Source organism: Streptomyces rectiverticillatus (assembly GCF_013394065.1).
Taxonomy (GTDB): domain Bacteria; phylum Actinomycetota; class Actinomycetes; order Streptomycetales; family Streptomycetaceae; genus Streptomyces; species Streptomyces rectiverticillatus.
Window position 1 is genome coordinate 1,571,549 of sequence record NZ_CP040752.1, and the last position, 18,493, is coordinate 1,590,041.

General features: G+C 70.3%; 17 protein-coding genes. 4 read left to right on the forward strand and 13 right to left on the reverse strand.

Annotation, left to right across the window (positions count from 1 at the left end; all coding sequences use genetic code 11):
• Positions 1-4: 4 nt before the first annotated feature.
• Positions 5-1,264, reverse strand: a complete 1,260-nt coding sequence (locus FGW37_RS06580) for an MFS transporter (RefSeq protein ID WP_179080194.1) — start codon at positions 1,262-1,264, stop codon at positions 5-7.
• 123 nt (positions 1,265-1,387) lie between these two features.
• On the opposite strand from FGW37_RS06580, the gene FGW37_RS06585 reads away from it, so the two are divergent.
• Entirely contained in the window at positions 1,388-2,458 is a 1,071-nt protein-coding gene (locus tag FGW37_RS06585) for a LacI family DNA-binding transcriptional regulator (protein WP_179080195.1), read from the forward strand.
• Between the two features lie 103 nt (positions 2,459-2,561).
• Here the strand turns inward: FGW37_RS06585 and prcA are convergent, their stop codons facing one another.
• The 6 genes from prcA to arc form a co-directional block, all read right to left on the reverse strand.
• Positions 2,562-3,356 carry a proteasome subunit alpha gene (gene prcA, locus FGW37_RS06590; protein WP_179080196.1) on the reverse strand — a complete coding sequence of 265 codons (795 nt, stop codon included), beginning with the start codon at positions 3,354-3,356 and terminating at the stop codon, positions 2,562-2,564.
• 49 nt (positions 3,357-3,405) lie between these two features.
• A complete protein-coding gene (gene prcB / locus FGW37_RS06595; RefSeq protein ID WP_179080197.1) occupies positions 3,406-4,251 on the reverse strand; it encodes a proteasome subunit beta in 846 nt (281 codons plus the stop codon).
• On the reverse strand, positions 4,203-4,391 hold the full coding sequence (locus FGW37_RS06600) for an endonuclease domain-containing protein (RefSeq protein WP_179084545.1): 189 nt from the start codon (positions 4,389-4,391) through the stop codon (positions 4,203-4,205). The genes prcB and FGW37_RS06600 overlap by 49 nt, the downstream gene beginning before the upstream one ends.
• 4 nt (positions 4,392-4,395) lie before the next feature.
• Entirely contained in the window at positions 4,396-4,614 is a 219-nt protein-coding gene (locus tag FGW37_RS06605) for a ubiquitin-like protein Pup (RefSeq protein ID WP_058045164.1), read from the reverse strand.
• Positions 4,615-4,786: 172 nt separating this feature from the next.
• Positions 4,787-6,298 carry a depupylase/deamidase Dop gene (gene dop / locus FGW37_RS06610; protein WP_179080198.1) on the reverse strand — a complete coding sequence of 504 codons (1,512 nt, stop codon included), beginning with the start codon at positions 6,296-6,298 and terminating at the stop codon, positions 4,787-4,789.
• Positions 6,299-6,629: 331 nt separating this feature from the next.
• A complete protein-coding gene (gene arc / locus FGW37_RS06615) occupies positions 6,630-8,396 on the reverse strand; it encodes a proteasome ATPase (RefSeq protein ID WP_179080199.1) in 1,767 nt (588 codons plus the stop codon).
• A gap of 357 nt (positions 8,397-8,753) precedes the next feature.
• Between arc and FGW37_RS06620 the strand changes: the two genes are divergently transcribed.
• A complete protein-coding gene (locus tag FGW37_RS06620) occupies positions 8,754-9,020 on the forward strand; it encodes a ferredoxin (RefSeq protein WP_058047003.1) in 267 nt (88 codons plus the stop codon).
• Between the two features lie 4 nt (positions 9,021-9,024).
• Here the strand turns inward: FGW37_RS06620 and FGW37_RS06625 are convergent, their stop codons facing one another.
• From FGW37_RS06625 to FGW37_RS06635, 3 genes are all read right to left on the reverse strand, one after another.
• Positions 9,025-9,624, reverse strand: coding sequence for a hypothetical protein (locus FGW37_RS06625; protein WP_179080200.1), 600 nt, complete (start codon positions 9,622-9,624; stop codon positions 9,025-9,027).
• Between the two features lie 236 nt (positions 9,625-9,860).
• Complete coding sequence (locus tag FGW37_RS06630) at positions 9,861-10,748, reverse strand: tRNA (adenine-N1)-methyltransferase (protein ID WP_179080201.1); 888 nt, start codon at positions 10,746-10,748, stop codon at positions 9,861-9,863.
• Between the two features lie 94 nt (positions 10,749-10,842).
• Positions 10,843-12,135, reverse strand: a complete 1,293-nt coding sequence (locus FGW37_RS06635; protein ID WP_179080202.1) for a site-2 protease family protein — start codon at positions 12,133-12,135, stop codon at positions 10,843-10,845.
• A gap of 68 nt (positions 12,136-12,203) precedes the next feature.
• On the opposite strand from FGW37_RS06635, the gene FGW37_RS06640 reads away from it, so the two are divergent.
• Both FGW37_RS06640 and FGW37_RS06645 read left to right on the forward strand, forming a co-directional pair.
• Positions 12,204-13,157, forward strand: a complete 954-nt coding sequence (locus tag FGW37_RS06640) for a RecB family exonuclease (RefSeq protein WP_179080203.1) — start codon at positions 12,204-12,206, stop codon at positions 13,155-13,157.
• Positions 13,158-13,170: 13 nt separating this feature from the next.
• Entirely contained in the window at positions 13,171-13,842 is a 672-nt protein-coding gene (locus FGW37_RS06645; protein ID WP_058045158.1) for a response regulator, read from the forward strand.
• Between the two features lie 92 nt (positions 13,843-13,934).
• Here FGW37_RS06645 and FGW37_RS06650 read toward each other — a convergent pair whose 3' ends face one another.
• The 3 genes from FGW37_RS06650 to FGW37_RS06660 all read right to left on the reverse strand — a co-directional run bounded on the left by FGW37_RS06650 (position 13,935) and on the right by FGW37_RS06660 (position 18,336).
• Positions 13,935-15,524: an ABC transporter substrate-binding protein gene (locus tag FGW37_RS06650; RefSeq protein WP_179080204.1), complete on the reverse strand. Its 1,590-nt coding sequence runs from the start codon at positions 15,522-15,524 to the stop codon at positions 13,935-13,937.
• 85 nt (positions 15,525-15,609) lie between these two features.
• A complete protein-coding gene (locus FGW37_RS06655; protein WP_179080205.1) occupies positions 15,610-17,208 on the reverse strand; it encodes an ABC transporter substrate-binding protein in 1,599 nt (532 codons plus the stop codon).
• A 414-nt stretch (positions 17,209-17,622) separates the two neighbouring features.
• Positions 17,623-18,336 carry an HAD family hydrolase gene (locus FGW37_RS06660; protein WP_179080206.1) on the reverse strand — a complete coding sequence of 238 codons (714 nt, stop codon included), beginning with the start codon at positions 18,334-18,336 and terminating at the stop codon, positions 17,623-17,625.
• Between the last annotated feature and the right edge of the window lie 157 nt (positions 18,337-18,493).

The window sequence follows — 18,493 nt, forward strand, 5'->3', positions numbered from 1 at the left end:
AACATTACGCCTGATGCCCTGCGCTGAAACCGGGTTCGACCGCACCGTTCCGATCATTTTCCGACCGGGCCACGATGGGCGAGGGGCTCACGGGAGCCTGCAGCGCGCGCCGCGCCGTCAGCATGACGAGCAGAGCGGCCACGCCGCAGCCCACGGCCACGAGGAAGCCCGCACGGATGCCGGACTCCTGCAGCGCCGGGCCCGCGAAGGCCGTGCCGATGGCCGCGCCCACGCCGAAGGAGGTCACCAGCCAGGAGAACGCCTCGGTCACGGTGCCGCGCAGCGCGTGCCGGTCCACGACGACGAAGGCACAGGCCAGGCAGGGGGCCAGGAAGATGCCGGCCACGCCTGCGAAGACCGTCATCAGCACGGGGCCCGGCACCAGCAGCAGCGGCAGGTAGCACAGGGCGAGGCCGGTGACGAGCAGCCGCAGCCGCTGCTCCGGGGTGCCGGGCCACTGGCGGTGGCCGTAGACGGTGCCGCCCACGAAGGCGCCGACACCGACCGCGGAGAGCAGGTAGCCGGCGACGTTGCCGTCGTGGTGGGCCTCGCCGTAGGCCACCGCGGAGACGGCGATCGAGCCGAGCGCGGAGCCGATGAAGAAGAACGTGCCGAGCAGCACGAGCAGCCCGCGCGAGCGCAGGGCGCCCAGCCAGTGCGCCTCACGGGGCGCGCTGCGCCACTCGCGCGAGGGCGGCGAGGTGACGACGGCGAGCGCGCCGAGGGCGCCCAGGGCGTTGATCACGAACAGCGCACCGGCCGGGGACCAGGCGCCGACCAGCCCGGTGATGATCAGCGGGCCGACGACGTACATCACTTCCTGGGCGATGGCGTCGAGGGAGTACGCGGCGTGGATGCGCTCCTCGCTCTTGAGGACCGAGGGCCACAGGGCCCGCAGCCCGCCCTCCAGCGGCGGCGTGAAGAAACCGGACACCACCATGGCCGCGTATGCTAGGGCGACCGGTTCCAGACCGACGACGGCGAAGGCCGTCATGCCGAGCGCGGCCAGCAGGGCCGACGGCAGCATGACGCGCGGCTGGCCGTAGAGGTCGACGGCCCGGCCCAGCAGCGGCTGCCCCACCGCGTTCGCCACGCCGTAGACGGCGGAGAGCGCCGAGGCGAGCGCGAGGCTGCCGCCCTCGGCACGGACGAAGAGGACGATCGCGAGCGCGGCCGTGGCATTCGGCAGACGGCCCACCAGCGTGCCTGTGAGCAGGCGCGCGGCGTACCGCGTTCTGAGCATCTCGCCGTAGCCGGCCGCCATCGGTGACTTCTCTCTCTTCCCCGAGCCTCGGGTTTTACGTATAACTAGAAGCGTCATACGTATCATGGCCGCAGCCCGCGGGTCCAACCGCCGCAGGCTGCGGCACCAGGGGAGGCACCGACAGTGACCAGCGGCGACGAGACAGAACAGCGCCGCGACGAGCGGTGGCCCACGGCCCGCGGACCCCGCGCCGGGGCCCGTGCCACCAGCCGCGACGTCGCCCGGGCCGCAGGCGTCTCCCAGGCCACGGTCTCCCTCGTCATGGGCGAGAAGTGGCGGGGCCGGGTCTCCGAGCGCACCGCCGAGGCCGTCCGCTCCGCCGCCCGCAGCCTGGGCTACCGCCCCAACCTCGCCGCCCGCGACCTCCGCCTCGGGCGCACCCGCACGGTGCTGCTCGTCGTCCCGGCGCTCACCAACGAATTCTTCGCCCGGGTCCACACCGGAGTCGTCCGCGTGGCCCGCGAGCACGGCCTCGGCGTCGTCCTCTACCTCTCCCCCGAGGGCGCCGGCCCGGCCCGCGACCCGTTCGCCTCCGCCAGCGCCACCCTCGACGGCGTCCTGGCCTCCTCGATGGCCGCCGAGGCGCTCGGCGCCATCCGGGGCGGCGGCCTCCCGCTCGTCATGCTCGACAGCGACCCCGGGCACGAAGGCGCCTCCGCCACCGTCAACCCCGACATCGCCGACGGCATGCGCCAGGTCGCGGAGCACCTGCTGGGCCTCGGCCACCGGCGGTTCCTGCACCTCGCCTCGGACATCGACACCTGGACGTTCCGGGTCCGCGCCCGGGCGCTGGCCGACGCCCTGCGCGGGACGGACGGCGCGGCGGTGCGGACCGAGCGGGCGCCCCTGACCGTCGCCGACGGGCTGCGCGCCACCGAGAAGGCCCTCGCCGAGCCCGGCCACCGCCCCACCGCCATCGTCTGCGACGACGACGTCCTCGCCGCGGGCGCGTGCAAGGCCGCCCGCCGGCTGGGCCTGCACGTGCCGGCCGACCTCTCCGTCACCGGCTTCACCGACCTGGCCCTCGCCACGGCCGTCGAGCCCGAGCTCACCACCGTGCAGCTGCCGGCCGAAGCGGTCGGCGAGGCCGGCATGCGCGCCCTCGTGGCCGTCCTGGACGGGCGGCCGCCGGCCCCCGAGGCCCTCCCGGTCCGGCTCGTCACCCGCGGCACCACGGCCTACGCCCGCCCGTAGCACCCGTAGCACCGGTAGGCGCCGGTGGCGCCCGGGCGGCGAAAGCCGTGCGCCCCGCCGGGATGATCCGACGGGGCGCACGGTGTGACAGCAGGCAGAAAAATCAGCTCTCGGACGAGGCCGCTCCGCCCTCCTCGGACGAACCCTCCGGCTCGGCGCCGGACTCGGCGGCGCCGGAGGCGGCCGCGCCGGTGGACGTGCCCTCCTCCAGCAGACGCGACAGCTGACGGCCCAGCAGCCGCTTGAACTTCCGCTGCTGCGGCCGCGTCCGGTCCAGGACGGCGACCTCCAGCTGCTCGGAGGTGAGCGTGCGCTCGCCGCCGTTGTTGTCACGGGTGAGGGACTCGACCGCGAGCTTCAGCGCCTCCGAGAGGGTCATTCCGTCGCGGTGTCGCTGATCGAGATAATTGCTGATCTGATCGGCATTGCCACCGACGGCGACCGAACCGTGCTCATCCACGATCGAGCCGTCATGCGGCAGCCGGTAGATCTGATCGTCCTCGGGGCCCGCGCCGACCTCGGCGACGATCAGCTCCACCTCGTAGGGCTTCTCGGCGGCGCTGGAGAAGATCGAGCCCAGCGTCTGGGCGTAGACATTGGCCAGGCCACGGGCCGTGACGTCGTCCCGGTCGTAGGTGTAACCCCGCAGATCCGCGTAGCGCACACCGCCGATCCGCAGATTCTCGAATTCGTTGTACTTGCCGACCGCTGCGAAAGCGATCCGGTCATAGATCTCGCTGACCTTGTGCAGGGCCCGGGACGGGTTCTCGGCAACGAAGACAACGCCATCGGTGTACTGGAGCACCACGACACTGCGGCCGCGCGCGATGCCCTTGCGGGCGTACTCGGCGCGGTCGGCCATGGCCTGCTGAGGAGATACGTAGAACGGCGTCGACACCGGTTATCCGTCCCTTTCTGTCAATGAGGGGTACATGCTGACCAAGGCCTCAGAGGAGGGCGGCCCGGGGGCCGTCCGGCTCCTGGAGCCGCCGGTCGTGGATCGCCCGGACGATCTCGGAGCACTCCGCCTCGGTGAGCTTTCGGAACCCCTCGTCGGTGATGACGGTGACGATCGGATAGATACGGCGTGCAAGATCCGGTCCGCCGGTCGCGGAGTCGTCGTCGGCGGCGTCGTAGAGCGCCTGGACGACGAGCGTGAGGGCCTGGCTCTCCGTCAGTTCCTCACGGAAGAGCTTCTTCAGCGACCCCCGGGCGAAGACCGAGCCCGAGCCGGTGGCGGCGAAGCCGTGCTCCTCCGAGCGCCCGCCGGTCACGTCGTAGGAGAAGATCCGGCCCTTCTGGCGGTCCACGTCCCAGCCGGCGAAGAGCGGCACCACGGCCAGGCCCTGCATGGCCATGCCGAGGTTGCCACGGATCATCGTCGACAGCCGGTTCGCCTTGCCCTCCAGCGAGAGCTGAACCCCTTCGACCTTCTCGAAGTGCTCCAGCTCCAGCTGGAAGAGCTTGACCATCTCCACGGCCAGACCGGCCGTGCCGGCGATGCCCACCGCCGAGTACTCGTCGGCCGGGAAGACCTTCTCGATGTCACGCTGGGCGATGACGTTGCCCATCGTGGCCCGCCGGTCACCGGCCAGCACCACACCGCCGGGGAACGACGCCGCGACGATCGTCGTGCCGTGCGGGATCTCGACGGCGCCCTGCACCGCGGGGAGCGGCCGGTTGCCCGGGAGCAGCTCCGGGGAGTGCGAGGCCAGGAAATCCATGAACGACGAGGAGCCGGGGGTCAGGAAGGCAGCCGGCAGATGCCCGGTGCTACGAGTGTTGGCTTCCACACGTTTCCTTCCACGTATGCAGCGGCCCGCCCCATGACGTCCGCTCGATCCTTGAACTGCCCCAGGGTCGTGTCGGAGCTGGGGCACAGTACGCCACGGACCTTACCGGTCCCATGATCATGATCGATAGGCGCCGGCAGCCGCCTACTCGCCGCCCTTCTGGACGAAGGACCTCACGAAATCCTCGGCGTTCTCCTCGAGGACGTCGTCGATCTCGTCCAGCACGGAGTCGACGTCGTCCGACAGCTTCTCCTGCCGTTCCTTGAGGTCCTCCGAGACCTGCGCGTCCTGCGCCTGCTCCTCGACGTCCTCTGTGGATCGCGTGGCCTTCTGCTGACCGCCGCCGGTGTCCTTGGTCGCCATATCCCTCACCCCGCTCGGTTCGACGTACAAGATCGGACGTACTCAGTCGTACTCACGTACTCGGCCCTGCAAGATCAGACCCTACAAGCAGGGTCCGACATCGGCCCTGTACTTGCTACAACGTCCCGGAACCACGGTGATGATTCCCTGAACGCCGGCCTCTCAGACCTGCTCAGCCCCCGGAGAGCACGCGCACCAGGTCCTCCGCGGTGCGGCAGCGGTCCAGGAGCTCCTTGACGTGGTTGCGCGTGCCGCGCAGCGGCTCCAGGGTGGGCACCCGCTGCAGGGAGTCACGGCCCGGGAGGTCGAAGATCACCGAGTCCCAGGAGGCCGCTGCCACGTCGTCCGCGTACTGCGCCAGGCAGCGCCCGCGGAAGTAGGCCCGGGTGTCCTCGGGCGGGGCCGTGCGGGCGCGCTCCACCTCGGTCTCGTCCAGCAGCCGCTTCATCCTGCCGCGGGCCGCGAGCCGGTTGTACAGGCCCTTGTCCGCGCGGACGTCCGCGTACTGCAGGTCCACCAGGTGCAGGCGGGCCGCGTCCCAGCCCAGGCCGTCGCGGCGGCGGTAGCCCTCTAGGAGCTCCCGCTTGGCCACCCAGTCCAGCTCGCCGGCCAGGCTCATCGGATCGTGCTCCAGCCGGTTCAGCACGTCCTCCCAGCGGCCGAGCACGTCCTTGGTCTGCTCGTCGGCGTCCGCCCCGAAACGGTTCTCGACGTACTTGCGGGCCAGCTCGTAGTACTCCATCTGGAGCTGTACGGCGGTGAGCGTGCGGCCGCTGCGGAGCGTGATGAGGTGTTGCAGGGTGGGGTCGTGGCTGACCTGGTGGAGGGTGCGCACGGGCTGGTCGACGGCGAGGTCGGAGACGATGAAGCCGTCCTCGATCATGGACAGGACCAGGGCGGTCGTGCCCAGCTTGAGGTAGGTGGAGATCTCCGAGAGGTTGGCGTCGCCGATGATCACATGGAGCCGGCGGTACTTCTCGGCGTCGGCGTGCGGCTCGTCGCGGGTGTTGATGATCGGCCGCTTGAGCGTGGTCTCGAGGCCCACCTCGACCTCGAAGTAGTCCGCTCGCTGGCTGAGCTGGAAGCCGTGCTCGTGGCCGTCCTGGCCGATGCCGACGCGGCCGGCGCCGGTGACCACCTGGCGGCAGACGAAGAAGGGCGTCAGGTGGCGCACGATGTCCGAGAAGGGGGTCTCCCGCTTCATCAGGTAGTTCTCGTGGGTGCCGTAGGACGCGCCCTTGTTGTCGGTGTTGTTCTTGTAAAGGTGGATCGGCTGAGCTCCGGGCAGCTGGGCGGCGCGCTCGGCGGCCTCGGCCATGATCCGCTCGCCGGCCTTGTCCCACAGGACGGCGTCCCGGGGATTGGTGATCTCCGGCGAGCTGTACTCGGGGTGGGCGTGATCGACGTAGAGTCGCGCGCCGTTGGTCAGGATGACGTTGGCGAGGCCGATGTCCTCGTCGGTGAGCTGGCTGGAGTCCGCGGCTTCGCGGGCGAGGTCGAAGCCCCGGGCGTCCCGCAGCGGGTTCTCCTCCTCGAAGTCCCAGCGGGCGCGTCGCGCCCGGTGCATCGCCGCGGCGTAGGCGTTGACGATCTGGGACGAGGTGAGCATGGCATTGGCGTTCGGGTGACCGGGGACGGAGATCCCGTACTCCGTCTCAATGCCCATTACTCGCCGTACGGTCATGCGGCCCTCCTTGCCCGGCGGCGCCCCCTGGTGGGGTCGGCGCTCAAGTACCGCTGCGCATCCGGTCCGTGTCCGGCCCTCGATCCCCCATCGCGCTGTGCGGCGGTATCGAAGAGCCTAGAACGGCTTTGCGGCGGTGGGGAGATCATTACAGTCATTGCTCCGGTTCGTGGCGTACCCGGGCCATGGACGCTCCCCGTGGCGAAATCCTGGCGAGAAACCCGTCGGAAAACGACGCGGGCGGCGGGAAAACACATCCGGCCGCGGTTGTCCCGGGGTGTGCCCCCCGCCGGGGCGGGAGGCACGGGACATCCGCAGCCGGACGATGGTGCTACAGGTACTGGCCGGTATTGGCCACCGTGTCGATGGAGCGGCCGGTGTCGGCACCCTGCTTCCCGGTGACGAGGGTGCGGATGAAGACGATCCGCTCGCCCTTCTTGCCGGAGATCCGGGCCCAGTCGTCCGGGTTGGTGGTGTTGGGCAGGTCCTCGTTCTCCTTGAACTCGTCGACGCAGGCGGCGAGCAGGTGGGAGACGCGCAGACCCTTCTGGTTGTGGTCGAGGAAGGCCTTGATGGCCATCTTCTTCGCCCGGTCCACAATATTCTGGATCATGGCGCCGGAGTTGAAGTCCTTGAAATAGAGGACTTCCTTGTCGCCGTTGGCGTAGGTGACCTCGAGGAAGCGGTTCTCCTCGGACTCGGCGTACATCTGCTCGACGACCGACTGGATCATGCCTGCCACGGCGGCCTTGGGGTCGCCCCCGTGCTCAGTGAGGTCGTCCGCGTGGATGGGCAGGGTCTGGGTCAGGTACTTCGAGAAGATGTCCTTGGCGGCCTCGGCGTCCGGGCGCTCGATCTTGATCTTCACATCGAGGCGGCCGGGGCGCAGGATCGCCGGGTCGATCATGTCCTCCCGGTTGGAGGCGCCGATCACGATCACGTTCTCCAGGCCCTCGACGCCGTCGATCTCCGAGAGGAGCTGGGGAACGATGGTGTTCTCGACGTCCGAGCTGACCCCGGATCCGCGGGTGCGGAAGAGGGAGTCCATCTCGTCGAAGAACACGATGACCGGGGTGCCCTCGCTCGCCTTCTCCCGGGCGCGCTGGAAGATCAGCCGGATGTGCCGCTCGGTCTCCCCGACGTACTTGTTGAGGAGCTCGGGGCCCTTGATGTTGAGGAAGAAGCTCTTCCCCGCGGGCTTGCCGGTGACCTCGGCGACCTTCTTGGCAAGGGAGTTGGCGACGGCCTTGGCGATGAGCGTCTTGCCGCAGCCGGGCGGGCCGTACAGCAGCACGCCCTTGGGCGGCCGCAGTTCGTGCTCCTTGAAGAGGTCGGGGTAGAGGTACGGGAGCTCGACCGCGTCACGGATCAGCTCGATCTGGTTCCCCAGGCCGCCGATCTTGGTGTAGTCGATGTCCGGGACCTCTTCGAGGACGAGCTCCTCGACCTCGCTCTTCGGGATGATCTCGTAGACGTAGCCGGATCGGGGTTCGAGGAGCAGGGCGTCCCCGGGGCGGATGGTGGTGTCCAGCAGCGGCTCGGCGAGCCTCACCACCCGCTCCTCGTCGGTGTGCCCGATGACCAGGGCACGCTCGCCGTCCTCGAGGATCTCCTTGAGGGTGACGATGTCCCCGGCTCGTTCGAACTCCATGGCTTCGACCACGTTGAGCGCTTCGTTGAGCATGACCTCCTGGCCCCGCCGGAGGTCCTCCAGGCCGACGCCGGGGCTGACGTTCACCCGGAGCTTGCGGCCCCCGGTGAAGATGTCGGCCGTGCCGTCGTCGTTGGCCTTGAGGAAGACTCCGAAGCCGGCCGGCGGCTGCGCGAGCCGGTCGACCTCCTCCTTGAGGGCGACGATCTGGTCGCGCGCCTCGCGGAGGGTGTTGGCGAGCCGCTCGTTCTGAGCGGACACTCCGGCCAGATTGGTCTGGAGCTCGACGATCCGCTCTTCGAGAATCCTCGTGTGACGCGGAGAGTCGGCGAGCTTGCGCCGCAGGACGGCGATCTCCTGCTCGTAATAGGCAACCTGGCTCGCGAGGTCGTCGGACGCTCGTCCCGGCCGGATGCCGCGGTTCATGTCGTCGTCGTGGGCTGCCACGGTCCTCACCTCCTCCAAGGGGAGCTGGACGCTTCCTGACCCTACCTGGGCCGGTGCAGGTTGAAACCCCTAGATCACAAACCCGGTCGGAGTGTGTCCGATCTTCACCCTTGCGCACGTCCCCACAGCAGGGGAATACCCACCCATCAACATCGGAAAGCGGGCGGTTGTATCGTCGAGTCGGTCAACACCCGTCAGGGCTGGCTCCAATTGATTCACGTACGCAGGAAACGGCAGGGCGAGATGACCGTGCAGAACGACGACCGCGCGGAGGCGGCCGGGGCCCCGGCGGCCCCGGGGGCCACGGCGACCGCAGCGGACGGCCCGGGCCCCGCCCCGGAGACGGACGGCGAGGCCCTGGAGGTCTGGATCGACCAGGACCTGTGCACAGGGGACGGGATCTGCGCCCAGTACGCGCCCGAGGTCTTCGAGCTGGACATCGACGGCCTGGCGTATGTGAAGAGCGCCGACGACGAGCTGCTGCAGGAGCCGGGCGCGACGACGCCCGTGCCGCTGCCCCTGCTCACGGACGTCCGCGACTCGGCCAAGGAGTGCCCGGGCGACTGCATTCATGTCCGCCGCATTTCGGACAAGGTGGAGATCTACGGCCCGGACGCCGGGTAACGGATCACACACTCCCCGCTACCGGCATCGGGCGGAGGACGAACTTGCCGTTCTTCCAGTGCCATTCGACGGTCCGGCTCTTGTCCGGACAGCAACGGGGCACGCTCGGGCCGGAGTAGCCGAGCAGAGTGGCCGAAACGGTGCCCCTGGTGACGGTGAGACCGGTGACGGTCATCTTCTCCCGGGGGTCCACGAGCGTGGCCAGGACGCGGGGCCGCCCGCCCGGCTCGCGGGGCGCGGCGAGGACGTAGACGCCACTGGGTGGAGTACCGCCGTCGGCGCGGCAGCGCACGACGGCCACCGTCTCGAGCCGGCCGTCGCCGTCGAGGTCGCTGGTGACCTGCTGGACGACGTCGGGCCCGCGGCCGGGGCCGCAGCGCAGGGGGAAGCGGGCCGCGAGCGGGCCGGGGGCCTCGGCGGTCGCGGCCGAGGCGGCGGCCGGAGCGGGCGCGGGGTCCTCGCGCGGGCCGGCGACGACCGCGGCCGCGACGACGGCGGCCAGGGCCGCGGCGGTGGCCAGCCAGTGGCCGGGCCCGGAGCGGGTGTGCGGCCGGCGCGCGGCGGGCTCAGGGGCGGGACGGGCACTGTCTGCCGGTGGCTGCACGCGCGCTGACTCCTGTGGCGGTGGCTGCGGGGATGCGGAATCGATCAGCATCGTGCCACACCCCCGCGTACCGGGGAACAGCGGGCACGCCGGTGGAGGGCGTGCGAAAAAGCCGGGCGGGTGAAGCCGCGGCGGGCCCGGCGGGCGGGCTTAACGAAGAGGCGCCGCCCCCGAGTTCCCCGCGGTGCGGGGTCCCGGTGGCGGCGCCCGGCGTGCCGTGCACGCGATGACGGGGGTCAGCCCTTGTTGGGGCCCTCGTAGTCCTCGCCGTAGGCGCCCTTGGCGGGCCGGCGGCGGCGCATCGGCGGCTCGACGCCGTCCGCGAGGCGGCGGGCGGTGACGAGGAAGCCGGTGTGGCCGATCATGCGGTGGTCCGGCCGGACGGCGAGTCCCTCGACGTGCCAGTTGCGGATCATCGACTCCCAGGGCTGCGGCTCGGCGAAGCAGCCGATCTCGCGGATGGACTCGACGGTCCGGGCGAGCTGGGTCGTGGTCGCCACGTAGCAGCAGAGGATGCCGCCGGGGACGAGCGCCTTGGAGACGGCCTCCAGGCACTCCCAGGGGGCGAGCATGTCGAGGATGACCCGGTCGACGTCGGTGTCGGACAGGTTGTCCTGCAGGTCGCCGACCGTGAGCTGCCAGGCGGGGTGCGGGCCGCCGAAGTAGCGCTCGACGTTCGCCTGGGCGATCTCGGCGAAGTCCGCGCGGCGCTCGTAGGAGTGCAGCATGCCCTGGTCGCCGATGGCGCGCAGCAGGAAGGCGCTGAGCGAGCCGGAGCCCACTCCGGCCTCGACGACGCGCGCGCCGGCGAAGATGTCGGCGAAGGCCAGGATCTGCCCCGCGTCCTTGGGGTAGACCACGGCGGCGCCGCGGGGCATGGACAGGACGTAGTCGGGGAGCAGGGGGCGCAGCGCGAGGTAGGCGACGTTTCCCGTGGTACGGACAACACTGCCTTCGGGGGCACCGATCAGCTCGTCGTGGGGGAAGGCACCCTTGTGGGTGTGGAACTGCTTCCCGGCTTCGAGCGTGAAGGTGTAGTGGCGTCCCTTGGGGTCGGTGAGCTGGACCTGGTCCCCGACCTGGAAGGGCCCGCGACGGCGGGCGGCACCGGTCGGTTCGGACATGTGACCAGCCTACCCGTCATCCGGCGGGGGTCCGGACACGGCGGCACCCGCCGGAGCGCGGCGCCGGGCCGGGGGGGCGCACGGCCGTGAGCGGTCAGGAGGGCGTACGGGCCATCGCGGCCACGAAGGCCCGCTCGACGTCGGTGGTGGCCAGGACGCCGTAGACCTCCCCCGTCGCCTCCACCACCAGGTACTCCGTGGCGGGCGTGGCGCGCAGGGTGTCGAGGAGCTCCTCGCCGGAGAGGTCGGCGGAGACGCGCATGCCGTCCTTGAGGTCCTGGGCGAGGGCACTGACCGCGACCCAGGGTCGGCGGTGCTCGGGGACGCCGACGATGGCGGCCTCCCGGACGAGCGCGGTGGGGTTGCCCTGGCCGTCGACGACGACCAGGGCGCGGGCGCCCGCCTCCCCGGCGCGGCGCAGGGCCTCGGACAGGGGCGTGGCGGCCTGCACGGGGACGGCGCGGCGGGTGAGGGCGCGGGCGCTCAGGCCGGGGAGGCGTTCGCGCAGGCGGGCCATGCGGAGGCTGTTGCCGGCGCCGGTCCAGATGATGGCGGCGAGGATGGCCGCGAGCAGGGCGTCGGTGAGGGAGTCGAGGCCTCCGAGGTCCTCGCCGGAGGCGCCGATGCCGCCGGCGCGGGCGAGCAGCGGGAGGCCGATGAGGACGGCGACCGCGAGGGCGCGGCCGATCCAGGCGGCGGCGACCGTGCCGGTCATGGGCTTGCCACTGATCTTCCAGACGACGGCGCGGAGCATGCGGCCGCCGTCGAGCGGGAGCCCGGGCAGCAGGTTGAAGGCCGCGACGAGGAGGTTGGAGACCATCAGGCCGGCGAGCAGGACGCCGGGGACGGTGCCGGGCTCGACGACGAGCATGCCGAGGTAGAACAGGCCCGCGAGGACCAGGGAGAGGAGGGGGCCGACGAAGGCCAGGACGAATTCGCGGCCCGGGGTCTCGGTCTCCTTCTCGATCTCGGAGACGCCGCCGAAGAACTGGAGCTGGATGCGCCGTACGGGGAGCTTGAAGCGCAGGGCGGCGACGGTGTGGGCGAGCTCGTGGACGAGAACCGAGGCGTAGAAGGCGACGGCGAAGAAGAGGGAGACCAGGTAGCGCGCGCGGCCCAGCTCGGGCAGGACGCGGTCGAGCTGGCCGCCGAAGACCCAGGTGATCAGGGCGGCGACGAGGAACCAGCTGGGGGCCACGTAGACGGGCACGCCGAAGGGGCGCCCCATGAGGATGCCGCCGCCGCTCTCGCGGGGGCGCTCGGGGCGGTCCCCGGGCTGCTGCCGGTCACCGGCGCCCCCGCCGCCGGACCTGCTCTGCCCGCTGTTGTCCACGGTGTCCCCTCGTCCGATGCGGCCCTCGCAGGCGGCCGGCGGTCTCCCGGTCATGCTGCGAAGGGGTCTGTGGTCGATGGTATGACGCCGGCTGTCGGTGGCGGGCCTTAGGGTTTTCTGTCATGGGTATGGACAGTGGGGCCCCTGCGGGGGAGGCCGGGGCCGGCGTGAGGCGCGGGCCTGCGGAGACGGGCACGGGGGCGGTGCGGCCGAAGGCCCTGTCCCCGTCGCGGGCGGGCGATTTCATGCAGTGCCCGCTGCTGTACCGGTTCCGGGTGATCGACAGGCTGCCGGAGAAGCCGAGCGCCGCGGCCACCCGCGGCACGGTGGTGCACGCGGTGCTGGAGCGGCTCTTCGACGCGCCGGCGGCGGAGCGCACGGCGGCGCGGGCCAAGGGGCTGGTGCCGGGCGAGTGGGAGCGGCTGCTGGCCTCCCGCCCCGAGCTCGCGGAGCTCTTCCACGGCGAGGACGGCGCGCACGACCCGCAGCTGCTGGCGAAGTGGCTGGGGGATGCCGAGCGGCTGGTCGAGCGCTGGTTCACCCTCGAGGACCCCACGCGCCTGGAGCCCGCCGAGCGCGAGCTGTACGTGGAGACGGAGCTGGAGTCGGGGCCGCTGCTGCGCGGCTTCATCGACCGGGTGGACGTCGCGCCGACGGGCGACGTGCGCATCGTGGACTACAAGACCGGCAAGGCCCCGCCCCCGCAGTTCCGCTCCGAGGCCCTCTTCCAGATGACGTTCTACGCGCTGGTGCTGTGGAAGCTGCAGGGCAAGGTGCCGCGCCGGCTCCAGCTGGTCTACCTGGGCAGCGGGGACGTCCTCACCTACGACCCGGTGGAGGCGGAGCTGCGGGCGGTCGAGCGCAAGCTGCGGGCCCTGTGGGACGCGATCGTGCTGGCCACGGAGACCGGCGAGTGGCGGCCGCGGCCGACGAAGCTGTGCGGCTGGTGCGATCACCAGGCGGTCTGCCCGGAGTTCGGGGGCACTCCCCCGCCGTATCCGCTGCCCGTCGTGGCACAGCACGACGGCCGGGTGCCCGCCCAGGGGGCGGCTCAGGGCAGAATGGACCCGGTCTAGCGAAGGAGTTCCTGTGGCGATCCGCGTCCTACTGGTCGACGACCAGCCGCTGCTGCGCACCGGCTTCCGGATGATTCTCGAAGCGGAACAGGACCTCGCGGTGGTGGGCGAGGCGGGGGACGGTCTGCAGGCGCTGGACCAGGTGCGGGCGCTGCAGCCCGATGTGGTCCTGATGGACATCCGGATGCCCCGGATGGACGGCGTCGAGGCGACGCGCCAGATCACCGGCCCCGACCGCAACGGCCCGGCGAAGGTCCTGGTGCTGACCACCTTCGACCTCGACGAGTACGTGGTGGAGGCGCTGCGCGCGGGCGCGAGCGGCTTCCTGCTCAAGGACGCGCCGGCCAATGAGCTGGTCCAGGCGATCCGGGTGGTGGCGGGCGGCGAGGCGATGCTCGCGCCGAGCATCACCCGGCGGCTGCTGGACAAGTACGCGGGTCACCTGCCCTCAGGCGAGGAGCCGCTGCCGGACACGCTGAACACGCTGACCGACCGCGAGGTCGAGGTGCTGAAGCTGGTGGCGCGCGGCCTGTCGAACGCGGAGATCGCGGCGGACCTGTTCGTCAGCGAGACCACGGTCAAGACGCACGTGGGGCACGTCCTGACCAAGCTGGGGCTGCGCGATCGCGTCCAGGCCGCGGTGTACGCGTACGAGAGCGGTCTGGTCCGCCCGGGCGCCCAGTAGCCGCGACGCCGGTCGTCCCTCCGCCGGTCATACGGCAAGTGCCCTCCTCCGGAGCTCCGGAGGAGGGCACTGTGCTGTGGGGACTTGCCCGGTCAGCCCTTCGCGGCCTTGCTGATCTCCCAGAAGCGGAAGACGGTGGAGGCGTCGAGGGACCACTGGAGACCGGAGACCCGCTCGTTGGCCACGGCGTACTGCTTGCCCTGCCACAGCGGAAGGATCGGCACGTCCTGGGCGACGGTGCTCTGCACCTTGGCGTAGTCGCCGACGGTGGAGGGCCGGCTGCCGTTGGCGGCGGTGGCCAGGATGCGGCTGGTGATCTCCTTGGACTCGTAGTTGTTGGAGAGCACGTTGTCCTCGCCGAAGAACGGCGCGGTGAAGTTGTCGGGGTCCGGGTAGTCGGGGACCCAGCCCTTGACGTAGACGCCGTACCTGCCGGCGGCAACGCCGTCCTCGTACTCCTTCAGCGGGACGGACTTCACGTCCGCCTCGAAGAGGCCGCTCTTGTTGAGCTGCTGCGCGATCGCCTGGAACTCCGGGACGGTGCCCGGGCCGTAGCGGATCGGCGTGGCGTACAGCGTGAGCTTGACCTTGTCCTTGATGCCCGCGGAGTTCAGGGCGGCGGCGGCCTTGTCGGGCTGCGGCCGGTCCCCGTAGGTGTCGTAGAACGGGGTCTTGTGGCCGGTGATGCCGCTGGGGACGATCGAGTACAGCGGCTCGGCGGTGCGCTTGTAGACGTCGCGGACCAGGGCGCTGCGGTCGACCAGGTAGGCGATGGCCTTACGCACGCCGACCTTGCCGACCACCGGGTCCTTGGTGTTGAACACCAGGTGCTGGACCTCGGCGCTGGTGCCCTCGACGACCTTGAGGTTGTGCTTGCCGGCGGCCGAGTCGATGTCGGCGATGTCCTTCATGGCCAGACCACGGTAGGCGAGGTCGATGTCGCCCTTCTGGACGGCGTCCTTGAGCGCGGCCTGCTCGCCGTGGAAGAACTTCATCGTCACGCCGCGGTTCTGGACGACCGCACCGCCCTTGTAGTTCTTGTTGACCGAGAACTTGGCCTGCTTCTCGTCGTACGAGTCCAGCTTGTAGACGCCGGAGCCGATCGCCTTGCCGTCGGTGCGGAGCTTGTCCAGGGGGTATTCCTGGTGGTCCACGATCGAGCCGGCACCCGAGGCGATCTTCTGCGGGAAGGTGGCGTCGGAGCGCTTGAGCTCGAAGACGACGTTCAGCTTGTCCGGCGTCTTGATGTTCTTGATCGAGGACAGCAGGGACTTGGCGGGACCCTTGTCGTCGTTGATCTTCAGGGTGCGGTTGAAGGAGTGGGCGACGTCCTCGGAGGTGAGGTCGTGGCCGTTGCTGAACTTCAGCCCCTCCTTGAGGGTGCACTGATAGACGGTGCTGCTCTCGTCCTTGAAGCTGCACTTGTCGGCGGCGTCCGGCTGAGGGATGGTGCTCCCCTTGGGGAAGCTCATCAGCGACTGGAAGACGTTGTTGAACAGCACCCAGGAGCCCGGGTCGTAACCGGATGCCGGGTCGGTGGACACGACCTCGTCGGACATCCCCATGACCACCGACTCACCGGTGCCGCCGGCGTTGCCGTCTTCCGAACCGCACCCGGTGAGCAGGGCGGCGGCGAGCCCCGCACCGAGCGGGGCGGCAAGCCACTGGTCACGTTTCCTCACGTGCACGTTCCTCACAGTTTCCTTGTTCGTCTCTGAACAAATCGTGAACAGGTCGTCGGCAGAACCGGTCTGACGGCTGGGTGCCTCACACGCCGCGGGCCAGTTCCCACGGCTGCATTTCGGAGGCGGAGTTGAGCGCCCACTCGGCACCGGTGACGTTCCCCCGGGCCGCCACGTACTGCTTGCCCTGCCACAGCGGCAGCACCGGCACCTCCTCGGCGACGATGTCCTGCGCCTGCTGGAAGTACTTCGTGGCGGCCTCGCGCTGCGAGGCCTCGCGGGATTCGGGGATCAGCTCGTTGCTGATCTTGCTGTTGCGGTACGGCGAGCGGAGGAAGTTGTCCCTGCCGATGAACGGGGCGACGAAGTTGTCGGGGTCCGGGAAGTCGGGGAACCAGCCCATGCCGTAGGCGGCGTACTTGCCCGCCGCGGCCTCGGGCCGGAACTCCGACCACTTCACGCCCTGGACCTTGACGTTGAACAGCCCGCTGCCGTTCAGCTGCTTCTGCAGGGCCTTGAAGGACTTCTCGGTCGTCTCACCGTAGTGGTCGGTGGTGTAGGTGAGGGTCAGCGGCACCGGGGTGCTCACATTGCCGGCGCGCAGGATGTTGCGGGCCTTCTCGGCGCTGGGGTCACCGTACTTGTTGGAGAACGAGTTCTGGTGCCCGGTGATGCCCATGGGCACGAGCGAGTACAGCGGGTCGTTCGTGCGGCCGTAGGAGTCGCGGGCCAGCGCCGCGCGGTCGACGACCTGGGCCACGGCCTGGCGGACCGCCTTGTTCTTCACCGCCGGGTCGTCGGTGTTGAAGGCGAGGTAGCTGATCTCCTGGCCGGGGGCTTCGAGCAGGCGCACTTCCTTGCCGGCGTCCGTGCGCAGGCGGTTGACCTGCTCGGGCGACAGGGTGCGGTTCATGATGTCGATGTCGCCGGCCTTGAGGGCCTTCTCCATCGCCGTGGCGTCGTCGTAGAAGCGCATCTCGACCTTGTCGTTCTGCAGCTGGACGACGCCCTGGTAGTTCTTGTTCCGGTTGAGCACGGCCTTGACGACGCGGCCGTCCTTCTCCTCGGTCTGCAGCGTGTACGGACCGGAGCCGACGACCTTGAAGCCGTTGTCGAGCTTGTTCTTGTCGTAGGTCTCGGCGTCGACGATGGCGGCGGCCGGGGTCGCGATCTTCTGCGGGAACGTCGCGTCGGGCGACTTCAGCTGGAAGACGACCTCGAGCTCGTTCGGCGTCTCCACCCGGTCGATGTTGCTGAGCAGCGAGACCGGGCCGTTCTCGAAGTTGATGGCGCGGGCGCGGTCGATGGAGAACTTGACGTCCTCGGCGGTGAGCGCGTGGCCGTTGGAGAACTTCAGGCCGCTGCGCAGGGTGCAGCGGAACTGCTCGCTCTTGCGGTCGCCGAAGGAGCACTTGGAGGCGGCGTCGGCGACCGGGGTGGTACCGGAGCGGGGCAGCCGCAGAAGTGTCTGGAAGGTGCTGTGGAGAACGTTCCACGCGCCGATGTCGTAGGCGGCGGCCGGATCGAAGGGCGCCGGGGCGTCCGTGGTCTCCTCGAACCGGTCGGTGGTGCCGATGACGATGGCGCCGTTGCCCTTGCCGGCTCCGTCGCTCCCGCCGCAGGCGACGAGCACGGGGGCCAGCAGGGCTGCCACGGTAGGCAGCACCAACGTCTTGCGGTTCATTGTGTGGGGTTCTCCCTGTGGTGCGTTCGGTTCCCGGGACCCTACCGGCGACCGGTACGCGGGCCCACGGGCAAGCCGTGAAGTTCTCGCGAAAAGATTAGTGCCGGGGGCCACTGCCGCCGGAACACGGAGAAGTTGACGCGATATCACGCGGTGATAACAAGGGAGGTGATCTGCGATATCCGGACGCCGGAACGATCCACGCACACGATCATCAATCCGGACACAAGGGTGTGCTTCAACCTCCGCGAGGGCGTCACCGGGTGACCGTTCCCGCACGCACCGCCGCCGGGTGCGGTGACGAAGGTCACTCGGACGACTTCCCGGCGGGCTGCGGGAATTAGGTCAGTGCATTCGTCACGGAAAACACTCGTTCCGGCGCCCAGAGTTCCTTGAACTTTCTCCGGGGCACGCTCAGTGCACGGGAGAGTGCATTCCCGTGATCAGCCCCCGGAGAAAACCGAGATCCACTTCCTCGAGGGAGCCCACGACGGTCCGCCCGGCGGCGAGCGGGATCGGGGCCACCGACGGCACCGCCACCACCCGGCAGCCGGCCGCCTCCGCGGCCGTCACCCCGGTCAGGGTGTCCTCCACGACCGCGCACCGGCCCGGCTCCGCCCCGAGCCGGGCGGCCGCCAGCAGATACGGGTCGGGGTGCGGCTTGGTGCGCTCCAGCTCGTCGCCCGCGACGGTCAGGGTGAAGTTCTCCGGGCCCAGCGACAGCAGCACGCGATCGATGATCTCCCGGTGCGAGGCCGAGACCAGCGCGGTGGGGATCTTGTGCGCGGCGAGCTCGGCGAGCAGTCTGCGGGCGCCCGGCATCAGCGGCACGCCGCGCCCGATCATCTCGGAGAAGCGCTTGTTCAGCAGGACGGACAGCTCCGTCACGGCGATCTTCGCGCCGGTGGCCCGGATGAGGAAGGAGGCGCTGCGCGTCATCGGGCCGCCGACGACGACCTCGCGCCACTCCTCCAGGAGCTGGTGGCCCAGCTCGGCGAAGACGGCGACCTCCACTTCCCACCAGAACCCCTCGGTGTCGACGAGGGTGCCGTCCATGTCGAGCAGGACCGCCTGCAGGGCGGAACCTGCGGCCGCGCGCGGCGGGGCAACGGGGATGCTGCTGGTCATCCGGGGCACACCTCCTGAGGGGACGAGAAGGCCGGTTCGCACAGCCCCTCGCGGGGCTGTGCGAACCGGCCTTCACCGGACCGACAAGTGTACGGCGGACGGTTGCGGACGTCTCTTCGATATCGGAGATTCGTCACATCGGGGGCCTCGCCCGGGC